24 protein-coding genes are annotated in these 23,382 nt (G+C 66.0%); 12 read left to right on the top strand and 12 right to left on the bottom strand.

Going from position 1 to position 23,382, the window contains the following annotated elements; all coding sequences use genetic code 11:
- Entirely contained in the window at positions 1 to 1,218 is a 1,218-nt protein-coding gene (locus IP69_RS08445) for a phosphopentomutase (RefSeq protein ID WP_054142378.1), read from the top strand.
- Between the two features lie 5 nt (positions 1,219 to 1,223).
- Here IP69_RS08445 and IP69_RS22495 read toward each other — a convergent pair whose 3' ends face one another.
- The 8 genes from IP69_RS22495 to IP69_RS08405 all read right to left on the bottom strand — a co-directional run bounded on the left by IP69_RS22495 (position 1,224) and on the right by IP69_RS08405 (position 7,799).
- On the bottom strand, positions 1,224 to 2,681 hold the full coding sequence (locus IP69_RS22495) for a methyl-accepting chemotaxis protein (RefSeq protein ID WP_054142377.1): 1,458 nt from the start codon (positions 2,679 to 2,681) through the stop codon (positions 1,224 to 1,226).
- Positions 2,678 to 3,013, bottom strand: coding sequence for a hypothetical protein (locus IP69_RS08435; RefSeq protein WP_054142376.1), 336 nt, complete (start codon positions 3,011 to 3,013; stop codon positions 2,678 to 2,680). Before IP69_RS08435 ends, IP69_RS22495 begins: the two co-directional genes overlap by 4 nt.
- Before the next feature lie 414 nt (positions 3,014 to 3,427).
- A complete protein-coding gene (locus IP69_RS08430) occupies positions 3,428 to 3,832 on the bottom strand; it encodes a low molecular weight phosphatase family protein (protein ID WP_248306766.1) in 405 nt (134 codons plus the stop codon).
- A gap of 46 nt (positions 3,833 to 3,878) precedes the next feature.
- Positions 3,879 to 4,367 (bottom strand): UPF0262 family protein, encoded by a 489-nt coding sequence (locus tag IP69_RS08425; RefSeq protein WP_054142374.1) that lies wholly within the window; start codon positions 4,365 to 4,367, stop codon positions 3,879 to 3,881.
- Between the two features lie 52 nt (positions 4,368 to 4,419).
- Entirely contained in the window at positions 4,420 to 5,712 is a 1,293-nt protein-coding gene (hisD, locus tag IP69_RS08420; protein ID WP_054142373.1) for a histidinol dehydrogenase, read from the bottom strand.
- A 41-nt stretch (positions 5,713 to 5,753) separates the two neighbouring features.
- Positions 5,754 to 6,200, bottom strand: a complete 447-nt coding sequence (locus tag IP69_RS08415) for a DUF2948 family protein (RefSeq protein ID WP_054142372.1) — start codon at positions 6,198 to 6,200, stop codon at positions 5,754 to 5,756.
- Positions 6,201 to 6,231: 31 nt separating this feature from the next.
- Complete coding sequence (murA, locus tag IP69_RS08410) at positions 6,232 to 7,521, bottom strand: UDP-N-acetylglucosamine 1-carboxyvinyltransferase (protein ID WP_054142371.1); 1,290 nt, start codon at positions 7,519 to 7,521, stop codon at positions 6,232 to 6,234.
- 56 nt (positions 7,522 to 7,577) lie between these two features.
- Positions 7,578 to 7,799, bottom strand: a complete 222-nt coding sequence (locus tag IP69_RS08405; RefSeq protein ID WP_248306762.1) for a hypothetical protein — start codon at positions 7,797 to 7,799, stop codon at positions 7,578 to 7,580.
- 236 nt (positions 7,800 to 8,035) lie between these two features.
- Between IP69_RS08405 and IP69_RS08400 the strand changes: the two genes are divergently transcribed.
- The 4 genes from IP69_RS08400 to IP69_RS08385 all read left to right on the top strand — a co-directional run bounded on the left by IP69_RS08400 (position 8,036) and on the right by IP69_RS08385 (position 14,623).
- Positions 8,036 to 8,992: an enoyl-CoA hydratase-related protein gene (locus IP69_RS08400; protein WP_054142369.1), complete on the top strand. Its 957-nt coding sequence runs from the start codon at positions 8,036 to 8,038 to the stop codon at positions 8,990 to 8,992.
- A gap of 134 nt (positions 8,993 to 9,126) precedes the next feature.
- Positions 9,127 to 11,454 carry an EAL domain-containing protein gene (locus IP69_RS08395; RefSeq protein WP_054142368.1) on the top strand — a complete coding sequence of 776 codons (2,328 nt, stop codon included), beginning with the start codon at positions 9,127 to 9,129 and terminating at the stop codon, positions 11,452 to 11,454.
- Positions 11,455 to 11,695: 241 nt separating this feature from the next.
- Positions 11,696 to 13,153 (top strand): FAD-dependent oxidoreductase, encoded by a 1,458-nt coding sequence (locus IP69_RS08390; protein WP_054142367.1) that lies wholly within the window; start codon positions 11,696 to 11,698, stop codon positions 13,151 to 13,153.
- Between the two features lie 9 nt (positions 13,154 to 13,162).
- The gene (locus tag IP69_RS08385; RefSeq protein ID WP_054142366.1) at positions 13,163 to 14,623 is read left to right on the top strand and encodes a HAMP domain-containing sensor histidine kinase; all 1,461 of its coding nucleotides are present in this window, start codon (positions 13,163 to 13,165) and stop codon (positions 14,621 to 14,623) included.
- A 12-nt stretch (positions 14,624 to 14,635) separates the two neighbouring features.
- On the opposite strand, the gene IP69_RS08380 is transcribed toward IP69_RS08385, so the two are convergent.
- Complete coding sequence (locus IP69_RS08380; RefSeq protein WP_054142365.1) at positions 14,636 to 15,265, bottom strand: helix-turn-helix transcriptional regulator; 630 nt, start codon at positions 15,263 to 15,265, stop codon at positions 14,636 to 14,638.
- A 165-nt stretch (positions 15,266 to 15,430) separates the two neighbouring features.
- On the opposite strand from IP69_RS08380, the gene IP69_RS08375 reads away from it, so the two are divergent.
- Both IP69_RS08375 and IP69_RS08370 read left to right on the top strand, forming a co-directional pair.
- Positions 15,431 to 15,775: a DUF952 domain-containing protein gene (locus IP69_RS08375; protein ID WP_054142417.1), complete on the top strand. Its 345-nt coding sequence runs from the start codon at positions 15,431 to 15,433 to the stop codon at positions 15,773 to 15,775.
- Complete coding sequence (locus tag IP69_RS08370) at positions 15,772 to 16,860, top strand: quinone-dependent dihydroorotate dehydrogenase (RefSeq protein WP_054142364.1); 1,089 nt, start codon at positions 15,772 to 15,774, stop codon at positions 16,858 to 16,860. The genes IP69_RS08375 and IP69_RS08370 overlap by 4 nt, the downstream gene beginning before the upstream one ends.
- A 7-nt stretch (positions 16,861 to 16,867) precedes the next feature.
- On the opposite strand, the gene IP69_RS08365 is transcribed toward IP69_RS08370, so the two are convergent.
- Entirely contained in the window at positions 16,868 to 17,137 is a 270-nt protein-coding gene (locus IP69_RS08365; RefSeq protein ID WP_054142363.1) for a DUF6460 domain-containing protein, read from the bottom strand.
- Between the two features lie 88 nt (positions 17,138 to 17,225).
- Positions 17,226 to 17,906, bottom strand: a complete 681-nt coding sequence (locus IP69_RS08360) for a response regulator transcription factor (RefSeq protein WP_054142362.1) — start codon at positions 17,904 to 17,906, stop codon at positions 17,226 to 17,228.
- Between the two features lie 280 nt (positions 17,907 to 18,186).
- Here IP69_RS08360 and IP69_RS08355 point away from each other — a divergent pair, with 280 nt between their 5' ends.
- The 5 genes from IP69_RS08355 (at position 18,187) to IP69_RS08335 (ending at position 21,700) form a co-directional block, all read left to right on the top strand.
- Positions 18,187 to 18,444 (top strand): DUF4212 domain-containing protein, encoded by a 258-nt coding sequence (locus tag IP69_RS08355; protein WP_082359151.1) that lies wholly within the window; start codon positions 18,187 to 18,189, stop codon positions 18,442 to 18,444.
- A 19-nt stretch (positions 18,445 to 18,463) separates the two neighbouring features.
- Complete coding sequence (locus tag IP69_RS08350; RefSeq protein ID WP_054142361.1) at positions 18,464 to 20,449, top strand: sodium:solute symporter family protein; 1,986 nt, start codon at positions 18,464 to 18,466, stop codon at positions 20,447 to 20,449.
- Between the two features lie 120 nt (positions 20,450 to 20,569).
- Positions 20,570 to 20,881, top strand: a complete 312-nt coding sequence (locus tag IP69_RS08345) for a YggT family protein (RefSeq protein ID WP_054142360.1) — start codon at positions 20,570 to 20,572, stop codon at positions 20,879 to 20,881.
- The gene (locus IP69_RS08340; protein WP_054142359.1) at positions 20,878 to 21,219 is read left to right on the top strand and encodes a hypothetical protein; all 342 of its coding nucleotides are present in this window, start codon (positions 20,878 to 20,880) and stop codon (positions 21,217 to 21,219) included. The genes IP69_RS08345 and IP69_RS08340 overlap by 4 nt, the downstream gene beginning before the upstream one ends.
- A 94-nt stretch (positions 21,220 to 21,313) precedes the next feature.
- The gene (locus IP69_RS08335) at positions 21,314 to 21,700 is read left to right on the top strand and encodes a hypothetical protein (RefSeq protein WP_054142358.1); all 387 of its coding nucleotides are present in this window, start codon (positions 21,314 to 21,316) and stop codon (positions 21,698 to 21,700) included.
- Between the two features lie 7 nt (positions 21,701 to 21,707).
- On the opposite strand, the gene IP69_RS08330 is transcribed toward IP69_RS08335, so the two are convergent.
- Positions 21,708 to 23,345 (bottom strand): cisplatin damage response ATP-dependent DNA ligase, encoded by a 1,638-nt coding sequence (locus tag IP69_RS08330; protein WP_054142357.1) that lies wholly within the window; start codon positions 23,343 to 23,345, stop codon positions 21,708 to 21,710.
- Positions 23,346 to 23,382: the final 37 nt, after the last annotated feature.

Genomic DNA, 23,382 nt, shown 5'->3' with positions numbered 1-23,382 from the left:
ATGACGCGGGCCATCCTGATCGTGCTCGATTCCGTCGGCTGCGGCGGAGCGCAGGACGCGCATCTCTATGGCGACACCGGCGCCGACACCCTGGGGCATATCGCACTGGCCTGCACTGAGGGTCGTGGCGATCGCGAGGGCCTGCGCAGCGGGCCGCTTGCCTTGCCGAACCTCGTGCGGCTCGGCCTCGCCCACGCCTGTGAGGCGTCCACGGGCAAGCCACTGGCCGGCGGTGCGAAGCCCGCCATCCCCGAAGGCCGGCATGGCTATGGCGTCGAAAAGAGCCAGGGCAAGGACACGCCCTCGGGGCACTGGGAGATCGCCGGCTGCCCGGTGTCCTTCGCCTGGGGCTATTTCACCGCGCTGGAGAACTCGTTTCCGTCCGCCCTCGTCGCCGCCATCATCCGGGAGGGCGATCTGCCCGGAATTCTCGGCAACCGGCATGCCTCGGGCACGGCGATCATTGACGAACTCGCGGCCGAGCACATCGAGACCGGCAAGCCGATCTGCTACACCTCCGTCGATTCCGTGCTGCAGATCGCCGCACATGAGGAGCATTTCGGGCTTGAGCGGCTCTATGCGCTGTGCCGCACGGTGCGGCTGCTGGTCGATCCCTTGCGGATCGGGCGCGTGATCGCGCGGCCCTTCACCGGAACTGCGGATAGCGGGTACACCCGCACAGGCAACCGCAAGGATTTCGCCATCCCGCCGCCGGACGAGACGATCCTCGACCGTCTGGCGGCGCGCGGACGCACAGTGATCACCGTCGGCAAGATCGGTGACATCTTCGCGCATCGCGCCACGGGCGAGGAGATCAAGCCCTTCGGAAATGCGGCGATGTTCGATGCGGCGCTGGCGGCGTGGGAGCGACTGCCCGACGGGGGCTTCTGCTTCGTCAACCTCGTCGATTTCGATACCGAGTTTGGTCACCGCCGCGACGTGCCTGGCTATGCGGCGGCGCTGGAGGCGTTCGACGCGATGCTGCCCCGGCTGGAAGCGGCACTGAAGCCGGGCGATCTCGCCATCATCACGGCCGACCATGGCAACGACCCGACCTGGCCCGGCACGGACCACACCCGCGAGCATGTGCCGATCCTGGCCTTCGGGCCGGGGATCGCGCCCGCACCGATCGGACGGCGCGAGAGCTTCGCCGACATCGCCGCCAAGCTTGGCCACTGGCTCGGCCTCGGCGCTGTCGGTCCCGGCAAGGCCTGGTAGCGGGATCAGGCCGTGGCGACACGCCCGCAGAAATCCGCGACCTCTTCGCGGATGTTGCGAGCCTGCGCCGCCAGCGCATCTGCTGAATCCTGCACCTGCTGGGCGGCGTGATGGGCGCTTGCCGTCATGGCTTCGAAGCTGCCGACGGTGTCGGCGCTGCGCCTGGCGCCATCGAAGGATATGCTGACCTGGTGCGCGATCTCGGAAGTGGCCTGGCCCTGCTGCTGGACCGATACGGAGATCGCCTCGGCGACCCGCTCGACATCGCCGATGGCGGTGACGATGTCACGAATGGCGGTCAGCGATCGCTGGGATGCGGTCTGCATCGCGCCGATCTGGTCCGACACCTCGTCGGTCGCCTTGGCCGTCTGGGCCGACAGAGTCTTGACCTCGGCGGCGACGACGGCGAAGCCGCGACCCATCTCGCCGGCGCGTGCGGCCTCGATCGTCGCGTTGAGCGCGAGCAGGCTCGTCTGTGCCGCGATGCTGCGGATCAGCTCGACCACCGCTCCGACCTTTTCGCTGTTTCGGGCGAGGATCTCGATCTCGCTGCTGGCCTTGCGCGCGAGCGCGGCCGCCGTGGTCGAGCCGTCAGCGGAGTGCGTGACGCTGCGGCCGATCTCGCCGATCGACATGGCCAGCTGGTTGCTCGCGGCGGACAGATGGTCGATGCCCAGCATGGTTTCGGACGTGGCTTCGGCGACGCGCACGGTCTGACGCCTGGCCTTATCCGATGTTTCGATCAGGGTGACGGCCTCACCCTGCATGACGTCGGACGAACGGTCGAGCACCGCCATCTCCTGTTCCATCTTCTCCTGAAAGCGGCTGACAATCTCGCGCAGCGTCTGGGCGCGGCGGCCCAGTTCGTCGGCCAGGGCCTTCTCGCGCTCTCCCGCCGCGCGCTCGCGCTCGGCGACAGCGTGCGCCAGCGCGAGGTTTTCCGTGTTCACCAGGAACATGCGCTCCATGATGATCGCGATGGTGGCCAGGAAAGACGTCTCGATGACGACGATGACCGCATGCAGCAGCACGCGCAGGAGACTGCCGCCCTGATAGAAGACGGCCGAAGGCAGCAGATATTGCAAGACGAGGTGATGGGCTGCCGTCAGGGCGGCCCCCATCACGATCGGGCGCCAGTCACAGAAGCCGGCGAGCAGCGCCAGCACCGCGAAGTAGTACATGTGCATGTCCGGCTGCCAGGGATGGCCGGCCAGGCTGAAGACCATGATCGAGACCTGGCCGATGAGAACCATTGCCATCACGAGTTGGGTGATGGACGCAGCGCCGCGGCCGACGAACAGAAGCAGCGCACCCGCCGCCATGAAGAAGGCGAGCGCGGCAGGGACCAGTATATCTTCGCCGCGCAGCCAGCCGATCAGGGCGATGAGCGGCACATGCAGGAAGGCCAGGCCCAGCAGGACGCAGGCGACGCGCTGGCGAACGACATCGAGGGTCCAGATCATGAGGCGGCCCTGTCGATCGCGAGGGCATCCAGGCAGCCCGCCAGCCCGACGAGCGCCACCAGCATCAGCGCGCCTGCGGGCCTGCCGGCGGGTCGCTCTTCCGACGGTGTCGGCGCGGCGATGACGATGGACGCCAGGCGGCCGGAACGCAGGACGAGATGGCCGGCGGACAGTGTGCGCGCCACCGCTTCCTCGGCCGCGATCCAAGGCGGAAAGACGATCGCCACGGGCGCGCCGGCGGCCTGCGCGCGGCTGCCTGGCAGGGCCGCGAGGGCAAAGGCCGTGCTGCCGATACCGATCAGGGCAAGCCCCACGCAGGCGCGTTTCGACACAGGTCTACGATGCAAGGGGCTGCTTAGCGTTGTCGATGACATGAATGGCCTGAAGCTAGACGAATGCCCACAAGCCCCCCTGCAGACGCTGACCAATCAAGCGGACTGCGGTTAAATGTTTGCTTGCGACGTCGCCTTCGCTGTCGGTGCGACGATAGGTCAGACTTCGGGCACGGCAGATCGCGCGGCAACGCTGAATTGCAATGCGCCGGCTGCGGCCGTTGGGAGGCGAGGCCGTGTCCTCTTGTGCTGACGACCGACGCACCGCCTGCGCACCCGCAAGGGCCGAGAACGCTCGAATTTTGTCTGTGCAGGCGCATGCCCGCGTCGGCAACCCATGATTGAGCTCGGATTCACGGCATTTCCCGGGACCGACGATCGCGACATCTTGTCGCGCATGACCACGCAGCCCGCTTAGACAGTCAGCCGTGCCTTGATCCGTCGCATCAGCCCGTCGCGCACCTCGCGGTAGGCATCCAGCACCCGGTCGCGCGAACCCTGCACGGCGGTGGGGTCGACTGTCGGCCAGTATTCGACCTCGGCTGCCACCGTGCGGGTCAGGTCGAGCGCCTTGTGATGGGCTTCCGGCGACAGCGAGACGATCAGGTCGAAATTCAGGCCCTCCCACTCCTCGAGATCCTCGATCGATTTCGGCTTGTGCTTGTGGGCGTCGATGCCGATCTCGTCGAGGACCGCGAGCGCGAAGGCATCGACCTCGCCGCGCCGGGCCCCGGCGGATTGGACATAGACCGATCTGCCGAAGAAATGCTTTGCCATCGCCTCGGCCATCGGCGAACGCACGGCGTTCTGCGCGCACATGAAGAGCACGCTCTGGACCTTGCGCGAGGCAGGCTGCTCCAAGAACTCAGCCTTTCCAGTGCAGCGCATAGATCAGGGTGAACAGCCGCCGGGCCGTCTCGAAATCGATCTCGACCTTGCTGGCGAGACGTTCGACCAGGATGGTCGCTGCCTCGTCGTGCAGCCCGCGCCGGCCCATGTCGATCGCCTCGATCTGCGAGGGTGTCGCGGTGCGGATGGCGGCATAGTAGCTCTCGCAGACCATCGCGTAATCCTTGACGATGCGGCGAAACGGCGTGAGCGAAAGATGGTGGGTAATGACCGGCGACCCATCCGCCTGCTTGATCTCGAAGACCAGCCGGCGCTCGACCATGGCGAGGCGAGCGAGATAGGGCCCGCCATCATGGCCCGGCAGGACGAAGCGGTTGCGCTCGATCAGATCGTAGATCGCGATCGCGCGTTCATGCTCCTGATCGGCGGAGCCCCCGCCCAGCGAGGACGGGTCGAGCGTGACGCCGACGAGGCACTGCTTCGCGGATGGTTCGGCCTGGGGCATCGCTCCTCCGGTCTCTGGTCGCGGCGAGTTGCCGCTCCGAAGGGTTTCGCCTTCAGAGATTGAGCCTGATCGTCACGGAACGGGCATGCGCCTGCAAGCCCTCGGCTTCCGCCAGCCGGGTCGCCGCAGGCGCAAGCGTCCGCAGTGCCTCGGCATCGCATCTCAGCAGCGATGTGCGCTTCATGAAATCGAGAACGCCCAATCCTGAGGAAAAGCGGGCCGAGCGCGCCGTCGGCAGCACATGGTTGGGCCCGCCGACATAGTCGCCGATCGCCTCGGGCGTATGGCTGCCGAGGAAGATCGCGCCAGCATTGCGGATCATGCCCGAGAGACGCTCGGGATCGGCCGTCATGATCTCGAGATGCTCCGGCGCCAGGCGGTCGACCAGCGGCACGGCCGCTTCCAGATCGGCCACCAGAAGGATCGCGCCATAATCGGCCCAGCTCCGGGCGGCGATCTCGGCGCGCGGCAGGGTCTGCAACTGGGCCAGGACGGCTTTCTCGACCTCGGCCGCCAGCTGCGCGTCATCGGTCATCAGGATGGACTGGGCCGAGACATCGTGCTCGGCCTGGGCCAGCAGGTCGGCGGCAATCCAGGCGGGATTGGCCGTGCCGTCGGCAATGATCAGAACCTCGGAGGGGCCGGCGATCATGTCGATGCCGACCTGGCCGAAGACCCTACGCTTGGCGGCGGCAACATAGGCGTTGCCGGGGCCGACGATCTTGGCAACCGGGTCGATGGTCGCCGTGCCATAGGCCAGAGCCGCCACGGCCTGCGCGCCGCCGATCCGATAGATCTCGTCGACGCCGGCCAGCCTTGCCGCCGCCAGCACGAGTGGATTGGTCTCGCCACGCGGGGTCGGGGCCACCATCACGACACGATCGACGCCGGCGACCTTGGCGGGCACGGCATTCATCAGGACCGAAGAGGGGTAACTCGCGGTACCGCCCGGCACATAGAGCCCGACGGCTTCGATGGCGCTCCAGCGCCAGCCGCTCTGGACACCGGCCGCGTCGGTGAACCAGGCATCCTCCGGCTTCTGCCGCAGATGATAGGCCTCGATGCGATCCCGCGCCGTCTGCAGCGCTTCCAGCTGGGCGGGCGGGCAGGCTGCGACCGCCGCATCGATCTCCGCCGACGACACGCGCAATGCGTCGGCCGTCAGGTCGAGATGATCGAAGCGCCGGGTGTAGTCGATTACCGCGGCATCGCCATGCTCGCGCACGGCGGCGATGATCTCGGCGACGACGCGATCCACCTCTTCCGAGACCTCGCGTTTGGCCGACAGCAGATCGCGGAACGCCCGTTCGAAATCGGCACTGCTGTCGTCGAGCCAGATCGGCATCGCTGTTCCTTGGTTTTCCGCTTGATGTCGTGAGATTCGGCTCAGGGGGCGTCAGGGTGCCCGGGCGTGGCAATCGCCTCCCAGACCGGACCGAGATCCTTCATCTGAGCCTCGATGCATTCGACCGAGAGCTGGATCGCGGCGCCGTCGGAAAAATGCAGGGTCACGTCTCCGGCGGGGCAGTCGCGCTCGGTGAAACCGATTGCCAGCAGGCTCAAAACCTGGTCCGGCGTCGCCTTGTCGATGCCGGTGCTGCGCACGCCGAGAACCCGGTCGAAATGCAGCGCGGTCAGGCGGCGACGGCGCTGGCCCAGCGCCACGCCTTCCCAATCAAAGCGGCGGGAGGCGAGGGCAAACCGCTTCTCCGCCTGCAGCCAGACGATATCGGCCACTTTCAGGACCGCGTCCTGGAGATGGGCTGAAACGATCGCAAGATCGTCGGCGTCGAGCGCGACGAGCTTGAGTGGGTCTGCGGCATCATCCGACATGGGGGTGTTCTGGCCGTGCCGCCCCCGAACGTCAACCGGTGATGCGCTCGACCTGCGCACCGCACCGCGTGAGCTTCGCCTCCAACGCCTCGAAACCGCGATCCAGATGATAGACGCGGTTGATCGTGGTTTCGCCTTCGGCGGCAAGCCCGGCGATGACGAGCGAGACCGAGGCGCGCAGATCGGTGGCCATCACCGGGGCACCGGTCAGCTTGGCAACCCCCTCGACATGGGCCGCATCGCCTTCGAGCCGGATCTTCGCGCCGAGACGCGCCAGCTCCTGCACATGCATGAAGCGGTTTTCGAAAATGGTCTCGCGAATCCGGGACGTGCCCTTGGCCCTGGTCATGAGGGCCATGAACTGAGCCTGGAGATCGGTTGGAAATCCGGGGAAGGGGTCGGTATCGACATCGACCGATTCAAGCGCCTGGCCGTTGCGGCGCACACGGATGCCCTCATTGGTGCTGCTGACCTCGACTCCGGCCTTGACCAGCACGTCGAGCGCCGACTGCAGCAGGTCGGCGCGCGCGCCTTCCAGCAAGACGTCGCCGCCCGTCATCGCCACCGCCATGGCGTAGGTCCCGGTCTCGATCCGGTCCGGCAGCACGGCATGATGGGCGCCGCTGAGGCGCGCCACGCCGGTGACGACGATCCGGCGGGTGCCGGCGCCCTCGATCTTCGCACCCATCTTGATCAGGCAGGCGGCCAAATCGACCACCTCGGGTTCGCGCGCCGCGTTCTCGATCACGGTCGTGCCCTGCGCCAGGACGGCCGCCATCAGGGCGGTATGGGTGCCGCCGACCGTGACTTTTGGGAACACAATCTCGGCGCCCTTGAGCCCTTTCGGCGCACGCGCCAGCGCATAACCGTTCTCGATCTCGATCTCGGCGCCAAGCTTCTCCAGCGCCATCAGTAGCAGATCGACCGGACGGGTCCCGATCGCACAGCCACCTGGCAGCGAGACCTTGGCCTCGCCCATGCGGGCGAGGATCGGCGCGATCACCCAGAAGCTGGCGCGCATCGTCGAGACGAGTTCGTAGGGCGCGCAGGTATCGACGATCTGGCGGGCCGTCAGGGAGATGGTCTGGCCGGTCTCGGCTGACTGGCCGACACGCTTGCCTGCGACGGTTCTGTCGACGCCCTGGTTGGACAGGATGCGAGACAGCGCGCTGACATCGGACAGGCGCGGCACATTCGCCAGCGTCAACGTCTCGTCGGTAAGCAGGCTTGCGATCATCAGCGGCAAGGCGGCGTTCTTCGCGCCCGAGATCGGAATGGCGCCATTGAGGCGCTGGCCGCCGGTGATGCGGATCTTGTCCATCGTCAGGTCCTGCTAAGCCTGCCGGCTGGATGCTGGCGGCGCTTGGAAAATTTCGGTCAGGACCGGTCGGGCCCGGCCTGGGCTAGCGGTGCCTCGTCCTGCGCAGGCCCCTCCTCCACGCGACGAGCCCGGGCCTGCGCCTTGCGGCGCTTCAGGTTCTCCCGAAGGGCCGCGGCAAGGCGGGCCCTCTTCTCGTCGTCGATGATGGTCTGACGGTTCACGGCATCAACTCGGTACCGGGGGTTCAACGCTTTCATCGCGGCGAAATCGCGGCGCATGGTTAGCCGCATGCGCAGATTTCGACAAGCGCGGGGCAGGCGGCGCGTCGTTTGCAGGGCCGATGCCTGGTCTCCGACGGCGCCCCATGGCGGATCACCGCTCAAGACCGTAGCGTGACGTTAGGGAATAAAGATTAACGATATTAACCATTTCAAGGAGTTCTCGTTTACAGTTTGTTAACTTCGCCTACCCTGTTCCCATCGCTCTCGATGCGCGGCAACACGGGATCAGCGGCATGTTTCAGTCATTCGCTTCGGTTACCAACGCCAGTCCCGCAGCCGTGCTCGACAGCTGCGAAGTCATCGACACGATCCGTCACAGAGCCGGGTTCCTGCCGGAGACGCAGCTGGCCTATGAGCCCGAAATCAAGACGCTCTGGGTGACGATTCGTCCCGAATTGAAGCCGGTCTTCACGCTGCAGTTGCTCGACAGCCTCGTCAAAATCCAGACCGCGATCGTCGCCTTATGGGGTGCCCCGGACCAGTACCATCGCGCACCGGTGCGTTTCCTGGCGTTCCGTGGGGTCGGCCCGTTCTTCACGCTCGGCGGCGATCTGGATTTCTATCTCGACTGCCTTGCCAGGAACGATCGCGCGGCGCTGGCCGAATATGCCCGGCTGTCGAGCGCCGGGGCGGTGATGAACGCCAGCGGGCTCAACGGGCTGGTCGTGACGCTTTCGACGATCCATGCCAAGGCAATCGGCGGAGGAATCGATGCGCCTCGCTCATGCAACATCATGATCGCCGAGGAGCAGGCCTCCTTCGTCTACCCCGAAATCAAGTTCAATCACTTCCCGATCACGGCGGTCGCGATCCTCTCGCGGCGGATGGGCGCACGCGCCGCCGAGCAGATGCTGCTTTCGGGCGAGGAAATGAGCGCGCACGAATTCATGGCGGCCGGCGGCCTGGAGGCGGTCGTCCCGACGGGCACAGGCGAGGCCTGGATCCGCAAATATGCCCATGATTCGCTACCGGTGCATTCCGCCAAGACCGCGCTGTTTTCGGCCTTCAACCGCCGTGCCGGCGACCTCCAAGACGAGCTCGGCCATCTCGGCCAGATCTGGACAGACTGCATGCTGAGGCTGACCCCCAGCGCGATATCCAAACTGCAGCGGATCGCGCAGACCCAGGATCGCATGCTGGCGCGGATGTATCAGCGGCCTGCCGCGGCGGCTCTCGCTTTGAGCGTCTGAAACAATAAGGTTGAGCTGACGAGTCTTAAGGCCCCAACAACACCAAACATTTACCTCTCTCACATTAAGTTCCTGACGTGTCAGGAATTGCGGATGCACGGGGCAATCGCTTCCGGCCGCAAGGGTGGAGTGGAATGGCGGCCGGGCTCAAGCGACTATGGACCGCCAAGGCGCACAATCGGGGCGAGGGTTTCGACCTGCCCGGCTATGCGCTGCTGGTCAGTTCGTTGTTCTCGTCGCCCGCCTCGATCATTCCAGGCGGCGTCGCCGGCATCCTGACGCCATTTCTATGCTGGATCTCGACGGGGCTTGAGCTTTTTCTCGATCTCACCGTACTCACCACGATCGTCGTCGCGCTACGGCTGCTGACCTTCGTCTCGTATCGCAGGAGCGACCATTCAAACGAAGGCTACGAAGAAACGCGTCGCTGGGACCGTGACTATTTCCTGGGCGCGACTGCCTTCAGCGCCGTCCTCGGCTATAGCTGCTATGCCGCGCTGACGCATACGGACGATCCCGCAGCCCATATCACCTCGGTCGCGTCAACCATCGCGATCGCATCGGGCTATGTCTCGCGCAATGCCGGCCGGCCGAAATTCGTCGCGGTTCAGTTGCTGATCTTCTGCATTCCGATGGCATTCGGGCTGATCCAGGCCCACAATGTCTACTATCAGTATATCGGCTATTTCGCTTTTCTGTATGTGGCAGCCAATATCGCCATCACCAATTCGCTGCATCGCAACCTGCTGGCGCTGAGCGACGCGACCAAGCAATCGAAAGCGCTGGCTTCGGCCCTGCATTCGCAAAACCTCACGCTTGACGCCGCGCTCAACACCATGATCCACGGGCTGGCGATGTTCGACCGCGATCTGAAGCTCGCCGTGAGCAACGCGCCGCACCTGGCGCTGTACGGGCTGCCCGAGACACTTGCCTTGCCGGGCACGCCGATCACCGCGATCGGGCGCTTCCTGGTCGAGCGGCAGGTCATAGGGGCGGACCAGCTGCGCGATCTGAGAGAGGCACTTGCCGAAAACCAGCTGGCGCAGCAGACGACGAGCCGCGAGATCCAAACGCGCAGCGGCCGGGTCCTGATCGTAACTTTCGCGCCAGCGGCTGAAGGCGGCGTGTTGATGTCGACCGAGGACGCCACCGAGCGGAAGGCGACGGAGGCGCGCATCGAGCAGATGGCGCGCTTCGACGAACTGACCGGCCTCGCCAACCGGTTCGAATACAACAACAACATCGCCGAGACCTTCAGTCGGATGGACCGCACTGGCGAGCCCTTCGCCTTGCTTTATGTCGATCTCGACGGCTTCAAGCAGGTCAATGACAGCCTCGGCCATGATATCGGCGATCGCGTGCTGAGCGAGACCGCCAACCGGCTTCGCGGCACCATCCGCGACAGCGATCTGCTGGCTCGATTCGGCGGCGACGAATTCCTGCTGATCCTGCCCGCCGCCAACCACGCCGTCGTCACCATGATCGCCCAGCGCATGATCGATGCGATGTCCAAGGTCTTCACTCTCGACAACAAGACGGTCTATGTGACGGCCAGCATCGGCATCGCGATGGCGCCATTCGATGGCGCAACCCCGGCCGATCTGCTGCGACATGCCGATACCGCGCTCTACAAAGCCAAAGCTGCCGGCCGCAACACGCTGATGTTCTTCAATCCGGCGATGGCCGAGGAAATGCTCGAGCGCCACGAGCTCGAAGTCGATCTGCGCCGCGCCTGCGAGGACGGCTCGCTGGAACTCTATTATCAGCCGATCATCGACCTGAAGACCGGAAAGATCCTGTCCCGGGAAGCCCTGATGCGCTGGCAACATCCGACACGCGGAATGGTGTCGGCCGGGCTTTTCATCCCCGTGGCGGAGCAGTCGGGGCTGATCGCGATGATCGGCGACTGGGCGATCCAGCAGGCCTGCCGGGACGCCGCCATATGGGACAGCGAGATCGGCGTTTCGGTCAATGTCTCGCCGCGCCAGTTCCGCGAGCCGCGCCGTATCGTCGAGACGGTCAAGGACGCCCTCATCACCTCCAATCTCGATTCGCGTCGTCTGACGCTCGAAGTGACCGAGTCCTTGCTGATCGAGGACAACAAGACGACGCTCGCCGTGATCGACGAATTGCGGGCGCTGGGGGTGACCTTCGCGCTCGACGATTTCGGCACCGGGTATTCGTCGCTGGCCTATCTCTCGACCTACCCCTTCGCCCAGGTGAAGATCGACCAAAGTTTTACCCGCACCGTTCATTCAAGCGAAGCGTCGAAGGCGATCATCGAAGCTGTCTGCCAACTCGCCCGTCGGCTTGCGATGAATGTCGTGGTCGAAGGCATTGAAACCGAGCAGCAGCGCATCGCCGTCCAGCTTCTCGGTGCCCAGCGGGCGCAGGGCTATCTCTTCGGCAGGCCGGAACCATTGGCGAATTTCATGCCGACGAAAGACCGCAACGTCGCGTGAGCTTGAACGACTGCCGCGACGCCCCCCGCCTCCGCCAACTGCCGCCGAACTTTCCAGGCAACCCGGCGCTTGCAATCATTGTCAGCGCGGATACGGCTTGATTCCGTCGATTTTGCAACGCATCAGCGTCTAACCGCATGAGCAACCTGGGAGGCAGCATGGTCCCGCCCGTCAGCCGGCTCTCGACAGCAGCCGACCGATCCGCCTTGTCGTCTCGAACACCTCTTGCGGGGGTTGTGACGTGAGCGAGAGCGCGGCCTCGCTGGCCAAGCCTATGACGTTGACGCCGGATCTCTGCGTGATCGGTGCGGGTACGGCCGGACTGGCGGTGGCAACGGCTGCGGCCGCCTTCGGTGTCTCCATCGTGCTGATCGAGCGCGACAGGATGGGCGGCGAGACGGGCAGCAGTGCGATCGCAGCCCTTGCCGCCGCCGGTGCACGCGCCCAGGCCTTGCGGGAGGCACGCCTGTTCGGCATCGCGGCCGTCGAGCCCGAGATCAATGCCTCGCAGCTTCACGACCATGTCCAGCGCACGGTGTCCGCGCTCGCGCCCAATGCCTCAGCCGAGCGCCTGACGGCATTGGGGGCCACCGTGATGTCGGGGGAAGCCCGTTTCGTCAGCCGCAGCACGGTCGCCGTCGGCGAGAAGTTGATCAAGGCGCGGCGTTTCGTGGTCGCGACGGGTGCATTTCAGGTCGCGCCGGCAATCCCGGGCCTGAGCGACATATCCTGGCTGACGGCTGCGACCCTTGCGACCATGACGCGCCGACCCGAGCGACTGATCGTGCTCGGCGGCGGCGCCTCGGCGGCCGCGCTGGCACAGGCGATGAAGCGGCTCGGTAGCGCGGTCACCCTCGTCGCGCCGGCCGGCCTGCTCGCTGGCGAGGACCCCGAGGCGGTGGCGATCCTGCGCCGGAGACTGTTGCGCGACGGCGTGGTTCTCCACGAGCAGGCACAGGTGCTGCAGGCGCAAGCGATCCGGGGCGGCGTGCGGCTCGTAGTCGCCGGCATGACCGAAACCGAGCACCCCATCGAAAGCACGCATCTGCTGCTCGCCGAGGCGCCTGTGCCCGCCATCGATGCGCTCGACCTCGAACTTGCGGGCATCGCCAGCGACTCGGGCGGGATCCGGGTCGACCGCGGGCTGCGCAGCACGAACAGGCGCGTCTACGCGATCGGCGATTGCGCAAGTGGGGCTGCGGGTGGTTTCGGTGGCGGCCAGGCCGCGGAGGAACAGGCCCGGCTCGTGCTGCGCAACGCGCTGTTCCGGCAGCCCGGCCGGTTCGCTGCGCGCGCCGTGCCCAGGATGACGCAGACACAGCCGGCGCTCGCCAGCGTCGGCCTGACAGAGGACGAGGCGCGCGCCAAAGCCGGCACCATCCGCGTGCTGCGTTGGCCCTACGCCGAGAACGAGCAAGCCCAGGCGGATCGCACGACCGAGGGCTTCGTGAAACTGGTGACCGACGCCCGCGGCAAGCTACTTGGCGTCTCGATCGTCGGCGCGCAGGCCGGAGAATTGATCGCGACCTGGGCGCTGGCGCTGAAGACGGGCCTGCGTGCGCAGGACATGGCGGAACTCGTCATGCCCTATCCGGCTCTGTCAGACATCTCGAAGCGTGCCGCCAGCTCCTATCTCACGCCGCTGGCGACAAAGCCGGGCCTGCGGCGCATCATCGGCTTCCTGCGCCGTTTCGGGTAGGATCGATCGATGCAACCTCACGCGCCCGACAGGGACCAGCTGTCTGTCAGCCTGCCGCGCGGCCTGACGCGCCTCGGATTGTCGGCGAAGCTGCTCGTTCTCACCGTGCTGTTCGTGATGCTGGCCGAAGTGCTGATCTACCTGCCGTCGGTCGCCAATTTCCGGCGCAACTGGCTCAACGACAGGCTGGCCGCAGCGCAGATCGCCGTTCTCGTCCTCGAAGGCGCGCCACAGGACGGCCTGCCCGAAGGCAGCGAGAACCGATTGCTGATGGGCGTCGGCGCGCGCGCCATCGCGGCTCGCGTCGGCGGCGCGCGACGCCTGCTCAGCCTCGATTCGATGCCGCCGGCGGCAGTCTCCCGCACCGTCGATCTGCGCAGCCTGGGCTGGATCAGCGCGATCGGCGAGGCGCTCGAAACGCTGGCGATGCCGCCGGCCGCGATGCCGATCCGAGTCATCGGCGAGGCGGTCGGCGGCGCCGATTTCGTCGAGCTCGTGATCGACGAGGCGCCGCTGCGGCAGGCCATGCTGAAGTTTTCGGGCAATCTGCTGCTGATCTCGCTGGTGATCTCGGGGCTGACGGCGGTGGCCGTCTATGTCGCGCTCAACTGGATGATCGTCGGGCCGATCCGCCAGCTCGCCGCCAATGTCATGGAGTTCGAGGCCGAGCCCGAGAACCCGCACCGGATCATCGAGCCGACGCAGCGCGCCGACGAAATCGGTGAAGCCCAGCGCGCACTGGCCCGCATGCAGTTCACGCTCGCGGACGAGTTGCGGACCAAGAAGCACCTCGCCGAACTGGGCCTCGCGGTCAGCAAGATCAACCATGATCTGCGCAACATGCTGGCAGCGGCGCAGCTGATGTCGGACCAGCTTGTCGAAACCCGCGACGCCAAGATCAAGCGCTTCGCACCTCGGCTGATCGCGACGCTTGGCCGCGCGATCGACTTCTGCCAGGCGACACTGGCTTATGGACGGGCGGCGGAGGCGACGCCCGTCCTTAAGGACGTGGTCTTGCGCCAACTCGTCGCCGAACAGGCGGAACTGCTCGGCCTGTCGGAGGCGATGCCGGTGTCCTTCCGCAACGATGTTCCCGCCGAGCTGATCGCGCCCTGCGATCCCGACCAGATCGCCCGCGTGCTGCTCAACCTGATGCGCAATTCGGTTCAGGCCCTGACCCAGGCCGGCGCCGAGCCCGGTGGCCGCGCGACGCTCGCCGTGAAGGCAGAGCGCGACAATGGCTCGGTCATCCTGCGCGTGGCGGACAACGGCCCCGGCGTGCCCGAGCGGGCACGCGCCAACCTGTTCCAGGCTTTTCGCGGCTCGGTCACGCCAGGGGGAACGGGGCTCGGGCTCGCCATCGCGTCCGAACTCGTGCGGCTGCATGGCGGCACGATTGCGCTCGAACCCTCGGAAATCGGGGCGGTGTTCAAGGTCACTCTGCCGGGGCGCCGGGCGGCTATTGCCTGAGAATGGTGCCGGTTACTGGCTCGCCCAGATCACGCGGGCCATGAAGGTGATGTCGGACAGACCCAGCACCCGGTCGCTGTGATCGGGATTGAGCGAGGCGAGCTCAACCGTCTTGGCGGTCTGGCGCTTGAGCTGCTTGGCCAAAACCTCGCCGTCCACCGTCTTGACCACGACACGGTCGCCACGGCGCACGGTGGCGGTTGGCGAAACGATGATGGTGTCGCCGTCGCGATAGAGCGGCAGCATCGAATCACCCGAAATTTCGAGCGCATAGGCCTTCTCGTCGGCGACGCCGGGAAAGGCGACCTCCTCCCAACCGGTGCCGACCGGGAAGCCACCATCGTCGAAGAAGCCGCCCGAGCCCGCCTGAGCGAACCCTATCAGCGGAATCGTGCGCGACGGCGCCGCGCCACGCCGCATCACCACGCTCATGAATTCGTCCAGCGACGCGCCTGTCGCCTGGAGAACCTTCGCGATCGATTCGGTCGAGGGCCAGCGCTCGCGCCCGTCGGGCCCGATGCGTTTGGACCGGTTGAAGGTGGTCGCGTCGAGCCCGGCCTTGCGCGCCAGCCCCGAAGCGGTGAAGCCATAGCGCTGGGCGAGCGAGTCGATCGCACTCCAGATCTGGTCGTGGGACAGCACCGCGGAGACCTCGCTGGGATGTTGCCGATTGGCGGGGATTAAAATAGGAAATATCCCCTACACGATGAGATTTCAATCTGATTTCGAACGCGATGCCGATAAAAATTGCCCAAGGCTCCTGACAGTCGCTATGCCATCGATGGCCCCTATCCGCCGAGGTTTTCCGTGCCGCTCATCTACAAGATCTGTCCTCAGACACTCTGGCGCGAGGCCGAGGCCGCCGGGCGCTTTGCCGGCGCCGCGATCGACCTGACCGATGGCTACATTCATTTCTCGACCGGGGCGCAGGTCCGCGAAACGGCGGCCAGGCACTTCGCCGGGCAGCGAGATTTGTTGCTGATCGCGGTGGACGACGCGACTCTGGGTGAAGCGCTGCGCTACGAGCCTTCGCGGGGCGGCGCGCTGTTCCCGCATCTGTATGCCGCGCTCGACCCGAAGGCCGTGCGCTGGGTGGCGCCGCTGTCAGTGGACGGGGACGGCCGGCACGTCATCCCGGAGGACATCGCGTGATCGGCTCCCTGTTCAATCTCGCCCGGCCGCTGATCCACAAGATGGATGCCGAGACCGCGCACCGCCTGACAGTCGCCGCGCTCGCCGCCGCACCGTCGCTGAGGCCGGCGCCCGACGACCCGGTCCTTGCCACCGAGGCCTTCGGGCTGTCCTTCTCCAACCCGGTCGGACTCGCGGCGGGCTTTGACAAGCACGCCGAGGCCATCGACGGGGCTCTCGGGCTTGGCTTCGGCTTCGTGGAAATCGGCGGCGTCACCCCCCTGCCCCAGCCCGGCAATCCGAAGCCTCGCGTGTTCCGCCTGATCGAGGACGCGGCGGTGATCAACCGCTACGGCCTCAACAGCGACGGCATGGAGGTCGTCGCGCAGCGGCTGACGGCGCGGCGGTCGCGCGGCGGTCTCGTCGGCGTCAATCTCGGCGCCAACAAGGACTCCGCCGACCGCGCCGACGACTATGCCGTGCTGACGCGGAGGCTTGCCCCACTCGCAGATTTCCTGACGGTCAACGTGTCCTCGCCCAATACGCCGGGCCTGCGCGATCTGCAGGCCGAAGCTGCGCTCGACGAACTCATCGCTCGCTCCATCGAGGCGCGCGACGTGGCTGCGGCCGGAGGTAGGCCGACGCCGATGCTGCTCAAGATCGCGCCAGACCTGACGCTGCCCGAACTCGACGGGATGATCTCGGTGGCGCGCCGGCGCGGCATCGACGGCATGATCGTCTCCAACACCACGATCGCGCGGCCCCAGAGCCTGCGCAGCGCGGGGAAGACCGAGACGGGCGGGCTTTCGGGAAAGCCGCTCTTCGAATCCTCGACCGTGCTGCTGGCCCAGACCTTCCTGCGGGTCGAGCGTCAGTTCCCGCTGATCGGCGTGGGTGGCATCGATTCAGGCGCAACAGCCTACGCCAAGATCCGCGCCGGTGCCGATCTGGTGCAGTTCTATTCGGCCATGGTGTTCCAGGGGCCGGGTCTGGTGAAGACGATCAAGGCCGGGCTCGCGACGGAAGCACGCAAGGCAGGTCTGTCCAGGCTGAATGCGCTGGTGGGGCGCGATGCAGAGGCGATCGCGCGCGGCGAGATGCTCTAGTCTAGGCTCAGCGCCGCGCCGCAAACAGCCTCGACAGGAGCCAGAGCGGCACCACCAGAAGCGCGCCGGCAAGGACCCATTGGCCGACCTCGCGCACGGCGCCGAAGCCGAGATCGCCCAGCGACCGGACGAAGCGGGCCGCGCCTTCGTAGAGCGCGCGCGGCGACAGGCCCAGAAACGCCATCGCCGCGCCGACCAGGAGCGAGATGAAGAGCAGGCGCACCAGCACGCCGAGCGGCGAGCCGCCGAGAAAGCGTTCGATATTGCCGTTGGCCATGGCGGGTCTATCCTCGATTGCGCTTTCATCAACAACCCGACGGTTGAACCGGGACTGAACGCGCTGTCAACCGCGCCGGCGCGCCCGTTCACAAGGTGGCGGAGGCCCCGGTCGTCGCCCAGGCGGTGCCGGCGATCTTGGCGGCGGCGATCACCGCCTGGGTGCGGCTGTCGACGTTGAGCTTGGTCAGGATCGCCGAGACATGCGCCTTGACCGTGGCTTCCGAGACGCCGAGTTCGTAGGCGATCTGCTTGTTGAGCAAACCTTCCGACAGCATCATCAGCACCCGCACCTGCTGCGGCGTCAGGCTTGAGAGGTTGCGGACCATGGTCGCGGTCTCGGCATCGACCGGCGCATTGAGATCGATCCCCGGCGGGGTCCAGACTCCGCCTTCGAGGACCGCGCGGATCGCCTCGCCCATCTGCTCGACATCGGCGGTCTTCGGCAGGAAACCGAGCGCGCCAAACTCGATGCAGCGACGGATGACGGCTGGGTCGTCATGGGCCGAGACGACGATGACCGGCACCTCGGGATGATCAGCCCGCAAGAACAGCAGGCCCGAGAAGCCCTGCACCCCCGGCATGGTCAGATCAAGCAGGACGAGATCGGCATCGCCACCCGCATTCAGGACCTCGGTCAATGCCTCGAGCGAGCCGACCTCGCTGACATCTGCGCCTTCGAGCGCTGTCGAGACGGCTTGCCGCAGCGCCCCCCGAAAGAGCGGATGATCGTCCGCGATGACGATCCGCGTCGACGGTTGCCGTTTCATGGGAGCCAATCCTTGTCCAAGCCGCCAGTGTGCCCCAGTTGCGCCCGCAACCTCAAGCCTTACGGCTGCAAGCGGAGGCGCCGTCGCGCAATGGAATTGCTGCAATGCAGTATAAACGCAAGACTCATGCTCGCTCGTACGCCTTAAGTCCACATTCTTTCAGGCGCGCCATTGCCTTAACGTAGCGCCGTAATGGCGAGTCCAAGCTGGATCGCCACGGAGAAGCGGCAGACGCCAACAGTCCAAAATCAATTAAAGCGCGCTGAGGGAGCGAAAAACCATGAATGCAACTCCGGACGACGAACACTGGCAAAAAACCAAGCGGCTGATGATCATCATGATGTCGCTGTGGTTCTTCTTCGGCTACGTGATCCACGCCTTCGTCACCCCGCTCAACGGGATCAAGATCTTCGGATTCCCGCTGGGATTCTACATGGCGGCCCAGGGTTCCCTGATCGTTTTCGTTGCGATGCTGTTCTGGTTCGCCAAGGCCCAGGACAAGATCGACAGCGAAGCCGGCTTCGGCGAAGACGAGTGAGCGGGGGGAGCATCTGATCATGGCAACGCAAGCACAATCGGGCGGCGGTGACTTCACCTCCAACCTCGGCCGGATCTACGGCATCTATACCGGCGGTTTCGCCGCTTTCGTCATCCTCATCGCCATTCTGGAGCGGGTCGGCGTCCCCAACCAGATCCTCGGCTATATGTTCGTCGGCTTCACCATCCTGGTCTACGCCTTCATCGGCATCGTCTCGCGCACCGTGCAGGTGTCCGAATACTATGTCGCTGGCCGCAAAGTTCCGGCGTTCTACAACGGCATGGCGACGGGCGCGGACTGGATGTCGGGCGCGTCCTTCGTCGGCATGGCGGGTTCGCTCTTCCTGCTCGGCTATGACGGTCTCGCCTTCGTGCTCGGCTGGACTGGCGGCTATGTGCTGGTGGCCGTGCTGGTCGCGCCGTTCCTGCGCAAATTCGGCGCCTACACCGTGCCGGACTTCCTGGCGGCGCGTTACGGCGGCAATGCGGCGCGCATGCTCGGCGTCATGGTGCTGCTGGCATGCTCCTTCACCTATGTGGTGGCGCAGATCTTTGCGACCGGCCTGATCGCCCAGCGCTTCCTGGGCATGGACTTCGTCGTGGCGGTCTATGTCGGCCTGCTCGGCATCCTGGTCTGCTCCATGCTCGGCGGCATGCGCGCCGTCACCTGGACGCAGGTCGCCCAGTACATCGTGCTGATCGTCGCCTATCTGATCCCGGTGGTCATCCTCTCGGCGCAGAAGTTCGGCCTGCCGATCCCGCAGTTGACCTATGGCGCGGCGATCGCGGAGATCACGGCGCTGGAGCAGAGCTTCGTCGCCCGCGGTCTCGCCACAGAATCGATCATGGCCGCCAAGTCGCATGTGCAGCCCTTCACCTCGTACAGCCCGGCGAACTATTTCGCGCTGATCCTGTGCCTGATGGTCGGCACCGCCTCGCTGCCGCACGTCCTGATGCGCTATTTCACCACCCCTTCGGTGCGTGACGCGCGCATGTCGGTCGCCTGGTCGCTGCTGTTCATCTTCCTGCTCTACTTCACCGCCCCGGCCTATGCCGCCTTCTCCAAGCTCGAGGTCTACTCGACGCTGATCGGCAAGCCGATCGCCGAGATGCCGGCCTGGGTGTTCACCTATGGCAAGCTCGGCCTGGTCACGATCTGCGGCAAGGCCGCCGACAGCGTCGCGACCATCACCGCCGCCTGCCAGGCCATGGCCGGCAACACCGGCGTGCTGCGCCTGCAGGATTTCGGCATCAACACCGACGTGGTCGTGCTCTCCACGCCGGAAATCGCGGGCCTGCCCTATGTCATCGCCGGCCTCGTCGCCGCCGGTGGCCTGGCGGCGGCGCTCTCGACCGCCGACGGCCTGCTGCTTGCCATCGCCAACGCGCTCTCGCACGACATCTACTACAAGGTGATCGATCCGAAGGCGCCAGCGGCACGGCGGCTCATCATCTCGCGCATCCTGCTCGTGGTGGTGGCGCTCGCTGCGGCGTGGACGGCGTCCAAGCGGCCGGCGGACATCCTGGCGATGGTCTCCTGGGCCTTCTCGCTGGCGGCCGCGGGTCTCTTCCCGGCGCTGGTGCTGGGCATCTGGGACAAGCGGACCAACAAGGCTGGCGCGGTCGCGGGCATCATCGCCGGCTTCGGCGTGACGCTGTTCTACCTCGTCGTGACCCGCTACTTCCCGGGCTTCGGCGTGTCCTATGCCGGGATGACCTCGCTGCTCAACCCGGTCACCAGCGCGCCGGTGGTCGATCTGGCCAAGGTGATGGCGCTGCCGAACGCGATGGAGGGCTGGGTCACCGGCGCCCATCCGCTCGCATCCAAGGTCGGGTGGTTCAACATCAACAACATCTCCTCGGCGATCTTCGGCCTGCCGGTCGGGTTCATCGTGATGTTCGTGGTGTCGCGCATGACCACGGCCCCCTCGAAGGAACTGCAGGACTTCGTCGATTCCTGCCGTCGTCCGCGTGGCGGCACGATCATGGAAGAGAAGACCGCCTGATCGCGGCCTGATCTCAATCCATCATGCGAAGGGGCGGGACTTGCGTCCCGCCCCTTCGTCATTCACACCCGCGGGGCGATCGTTCCCCGCATCCACCATCCGCCTTCGGAGTATTCGCGCGTGGCTCAGGAAGCCGGATTCTGGCTGTTTCACATCCCCAACATCATGCTGGCGGCGGCGATCTACACGCTGCTGGGACGCTATATTCTCTCGCTGCTGTTCCCGCCGGAGAGCGAAAAGGTCGTCTGGCGGGTGTTCAAGCAGATCACCGACCCGATCCTGAACGCGGTGCGCGTGGTGACGCCGGCCATCGTGCCGCCGCCGCTCCTGAACCTGTTTGCGATCATCTGGCTGCTGCTGCTGCGTGTCGCCTTCTATTTCCTGATCCGTTCCCTCGGCCTGCTGCCGATCGTTCCCGGAGCCGCCACATGAGCGACGAGCGCGAAACCCTCATCCGTCAGGATGGCCTGCTCATCGGCATCGCCGGTGCCTCGCTGCTCTCGGGCATGCATTTCTCGCCCTTCTTCGATCCCGCCTTCATCGTCGTGAAGTTCCTGATCGCCCCGACCTTCTACATCTCGTCGCCGATCCTGCTGTTCTACTTCACCTCGCTGCTGGTCTCGATCTCCTGCCTGATCGTTGCGGGAGCCGGTGCGGCGATCTTCGAGCGCGTGACGGGCCGCACGCAAAGCGACGCGGTGTCGCTGGGCGTCTGGCTGGCGGGGCTGCTTGTGCTGGCCGTGCCGGTCTTTGTCGGGATGGGCGGCTGAGCCGGTCGCGCTGCCGAAAGCACCTCACGAGACGGTGATTTCAGGCTTGCCGCAGCGTCAGACACTGTGGAGTTCTGCCGAGCCTCAGTCCTGCATGACCCACGACCCTCATCACCGCCTGCGACTTCTCGCCGAAATCTCGACGGCACGCGGCTGCGGCTTCGCGGGGCTGGCGACGCTGTGCATGATGATCGGGCTCTCGGCCAATCTGGCCGCGACGCTGAAGGCCGGGGGCTATAGCGCGCTGCTGGTCATGAGCGTGCTGCTGCTGATGGCCCAGCGTGCGCCCAACAAGCCGTTCCGGCGGACCGAGGTCTGGTTGATGCTCGACGAAACCGAGCGCCCACCCGAACCCCTGGCGCAGCGGCTCCTTTCAGGCGTCCGGCGGGCGGTGTTCCTGCGATTTGCCGCCTATCACGCGGTTGCGGCCGTGCTGCTTCTTGCGGGCAGTTTCGTGGTGGGGCTGCCGCTGCGCGCCTGAGTTGGCTTCAACCACTTGCCGGCAAGAGGGACTCCAGCGCCTCGATGCGATCGGCCTCGCGCGGCGGCTTGTCCCAGCGAATGCGGCTGATGCGGGGGAAGCGCATGGCGACACCCGATTTGTGCCGCGTCGAGCGCTGCAGACCCTCAAAAGCGACTTCGAAAACGAGCCCGCTCTCGACCGTGTGCGTGACCTCGCGCACGGGCCCGAAACGGTTGAGCGTGTGCTTGCGGACATAGCGGTCAAGTTCGACCAGTTCCTCGTCGGTGAAGCCGAAATAGGCTTTTCCCACCGGGACCAGTTCGTCCGCTCCGGCCTCACCGACGCGCCAGACGCCGAAGGTGAAGTCCGAATAGAAGGACGAGCGCTTGCCGTGGCCGCGCTGGGCATACATCAGCACGCAGTCGATGAGTCTGGCCTCGCGCTTCCATTTCCACCAATGGCCCTTGGGGCGCCCCGGCAGATAGGGCGATTCGAGCCGCTTGATCATGCAGCCCTCGACGGCTTCTGCATCCGCTCCCGCGCCGGCCGCCGCCGGATCGGCCCTGGCGGCAGCAAGGTCCTCCCAATTTGAGAAGACGATCGGCGGCGAAAGATCGACGATGGGGCTGCCCAGTCTCGCGACAAAGCCCTCCAGGCGTTCACGGCGCTGCGAGAGAGGCAAGCTGCGCAGATCCTCCGCACCATCGACCAGCAGATCATAGGCGCGGATGTGAGCCGGATGTTCGACCAGCATCTTGGCGGTGACGCTCTTGCGGTTGAGCCGCTGCTGCAGCGTGTTGAAGCTCTGCACCGTGTCCCCTCGACGCACCAGCAGTTCGCCGTCGATCGCGCCATCCTGTGTCATCGCTTCGACGACATCGGGAAATGCCGGGGCGATGTTCTCGCCGGTGCGCGAGAACAGGCGGGTGACGCGCGTGCCGTCGGGCCGTGTGCCGCTGACGGCCTGCACGCGGATGCCGTCCCATTTCCACTCGGCCTGGAACTGTGCCGGGTCCATCTTCTCGAAATCGCCGTCCTCGATCGGGTGCGACAGCATAACCGGCCGGAACGGCGCCGGGTCGGTCGCCTCGGGTCGCGGGCCGCGCCCTTCGAGCCAGGCAAAGAGCGTGGCGTAGGGCGGCTCCAGCCCGTGCCAGACCTGCTCGACCTCGTCAGGCGCAATGCCGCCGAGGCTGGCGGCGGCCGTCTTGGCAAGCCGCGCCGAGACGCCGATGCGCAAGCTACCGGTGATCAACTTGAGCAGCGCCCAGCGCCCGTTCTCGTCGAGCGCATCGAGCCATGAGGCGACGAGTCGGGGCAGTTCGGACTTGCCGACACTGCGCAGCCCCTCGACGACATCAGGGAGATGCGGCACGGCGTTGGCGCCATGCATCGCGGGCCACATCAGGGCGACCGTCTCCGAGAGATCGCCGACATAGTCATAGGACAGCGCAAACAGCACCGGATCGCTGCGCTCGGCGATCAGCGCCCGGATCAGGCCCGCCTTGGCGTTGGGGAAGACCAGACCGCCCGTCATCGCCGCCAGCGCCAGCCCGCGATCGGGATCTGGCGTGGTGCGCAGGTAGTCCGCGATCAGCGCCAGCTTGGCGTTGCGGCGCGGTTCATAGGCGAGACGATCGAGCAGCCAGGCGAACCGGTTCACGGCTTGTCACCCCAAAGGAACAGCATCGCGCAGCGAG

The sequence above is a fragment of the Allobosea sp. AAP35 genome (assembly GCF_001295925.1).
GTDB lineage: Bacteria > Pseudomonadota > Alphaproteobacteria > Rhizobiales > Beijerinckiaceae > Allobosea.
This window is presented reverse-complemented; position numbering and strand designations above follow the sequence as displayed.

What these genes read in the sequence shown, in the direction of transcription:
- IP69_RS08445 (WP_054142378.1), top strand. Translation starts at nt 1, where the DNA reads ATGACGCGGGCCATCCTGATCGTGCTCGATTCCGTCGGCTGCGGCGGA.
- IP69_RS22495 (WP_054142377.1), bottom strand. Translation starts at nt 2,681, where the DNA reads ATGATCTGGACCCTCGATGTCGTTCGCCAGCGCGTCGCCTGCGTCCTG.
- IP69_RS08430 (WP_248306766.1), bottom strand. Translation starts at nt 3,832, where the DNA reads ATGTGCGCGCAGAACGCCGTGCGTTCGCCGATGGCCGAGGCGATGGCA.
- IP69_RS08425 (WP_054142374.1), bottom strand. Translation starts at nt 4,367, where the DNA reads ATGCCCCAGGCCGAACCATCCGCGAAGCAGTGCCTCGTCGGCGTCACG.
- hisD (WP_054142373.1), bottom strand. Translation starts at nt 5,712, where the DNA reads ATGCCGATCTGGCTCGACGACAGCAGTGCCGATTTCGAACGGGCGTTC.
- IP69_RS08415 (WP_054142372.1), bottom strand. Translation starts at nt 6,200, where the DNA reads ATGTCGGATGATGCCGCAGACCCACTCAAGCTCGTCGCGCTCGACGCC.
- murA (WP_054142371.1), bottom strand. Translation starts at nt 7,521, where the DNA reads ATGGACAAGATCCGCATCACCGGCGGCCAGCGCCTCAATGGCGCCATT.
- IP69_RS08405 (WP_248306762.1), bottom strand. Translation starts at nt 7,799, where the DNA reads ATGCGCCGCGATTTCGCCGCGATGAAAGCGTTGAACCCCCGGTACCGA.
- IP69_RS08400 (WP_054142369.1), top strand. Translation starts at nt 8,036, where the DNA reads ATGTTTCAGTCATTCGCTTCGGTTACCAACGCCAGTCCCGCAGCCGTG.
- IP69_RS08395 (WP_054142368.1), top strand. Translation starts at nt 9,127, where the DNA reads ATGGCGGCCGGGCTCAAGCGACTATGGACCGCCAAGGCGCACAATCGG.
- IP69_RS08385 (WP_054142366.1), top strand. Translation starts at nt 13,163, where the DNA reads ATGCAACCTCACGCGCCCGACAGGGACCAGCTGTCTGTCAGCCTGCCG.
- IP69_RS08365 (WP_054142363.1), bottom strand. Translation starts at nt 17,137, where the DNA reads ATGGCCAACGGCAATATCGAACGCTTTCTCGGCGGCTCGCCGCTCGGC.
- IP69_RS08360 (WP_054142362.1), bottom strand. Translation starts at nt 17,906, where the DNA reads ATGAAACGGCAACCGTCGACGCGGATCGTCATCGCGGACGATCATCCG.
- IP69_RS08355 (WP_082359151.1), top strand. Translation starts at nt 18,187, where the DNA reads ATGAATGCAACTCCGGACGACGAACACTGGCAAAAAACCAAGCGGCTG.
- IP69_RS08350 (WP_054142361.1), top strand. Translation starts at nt 18,464, where the DNA reads ATGGCAACGCAAGCACAATCGGGCGGCGGTGACTTCACCTCCAACCTC.
- IP69_RS08340 (WP_054142359.1), top strand. Translation starts at nt 20,878, where the DNA reads ATGAGCGACGAGCGCGAAACCCTCATCCGTCAGGATGGCCTGCTCATC.
- IP69_RS08335 (WP_054142358.1), top strand. Translation starts at nt 21,314, where the DNA reads ATGACCCACGACCCTCATCACCGCCTGCGACTTCTCGCCGAAATCTCG.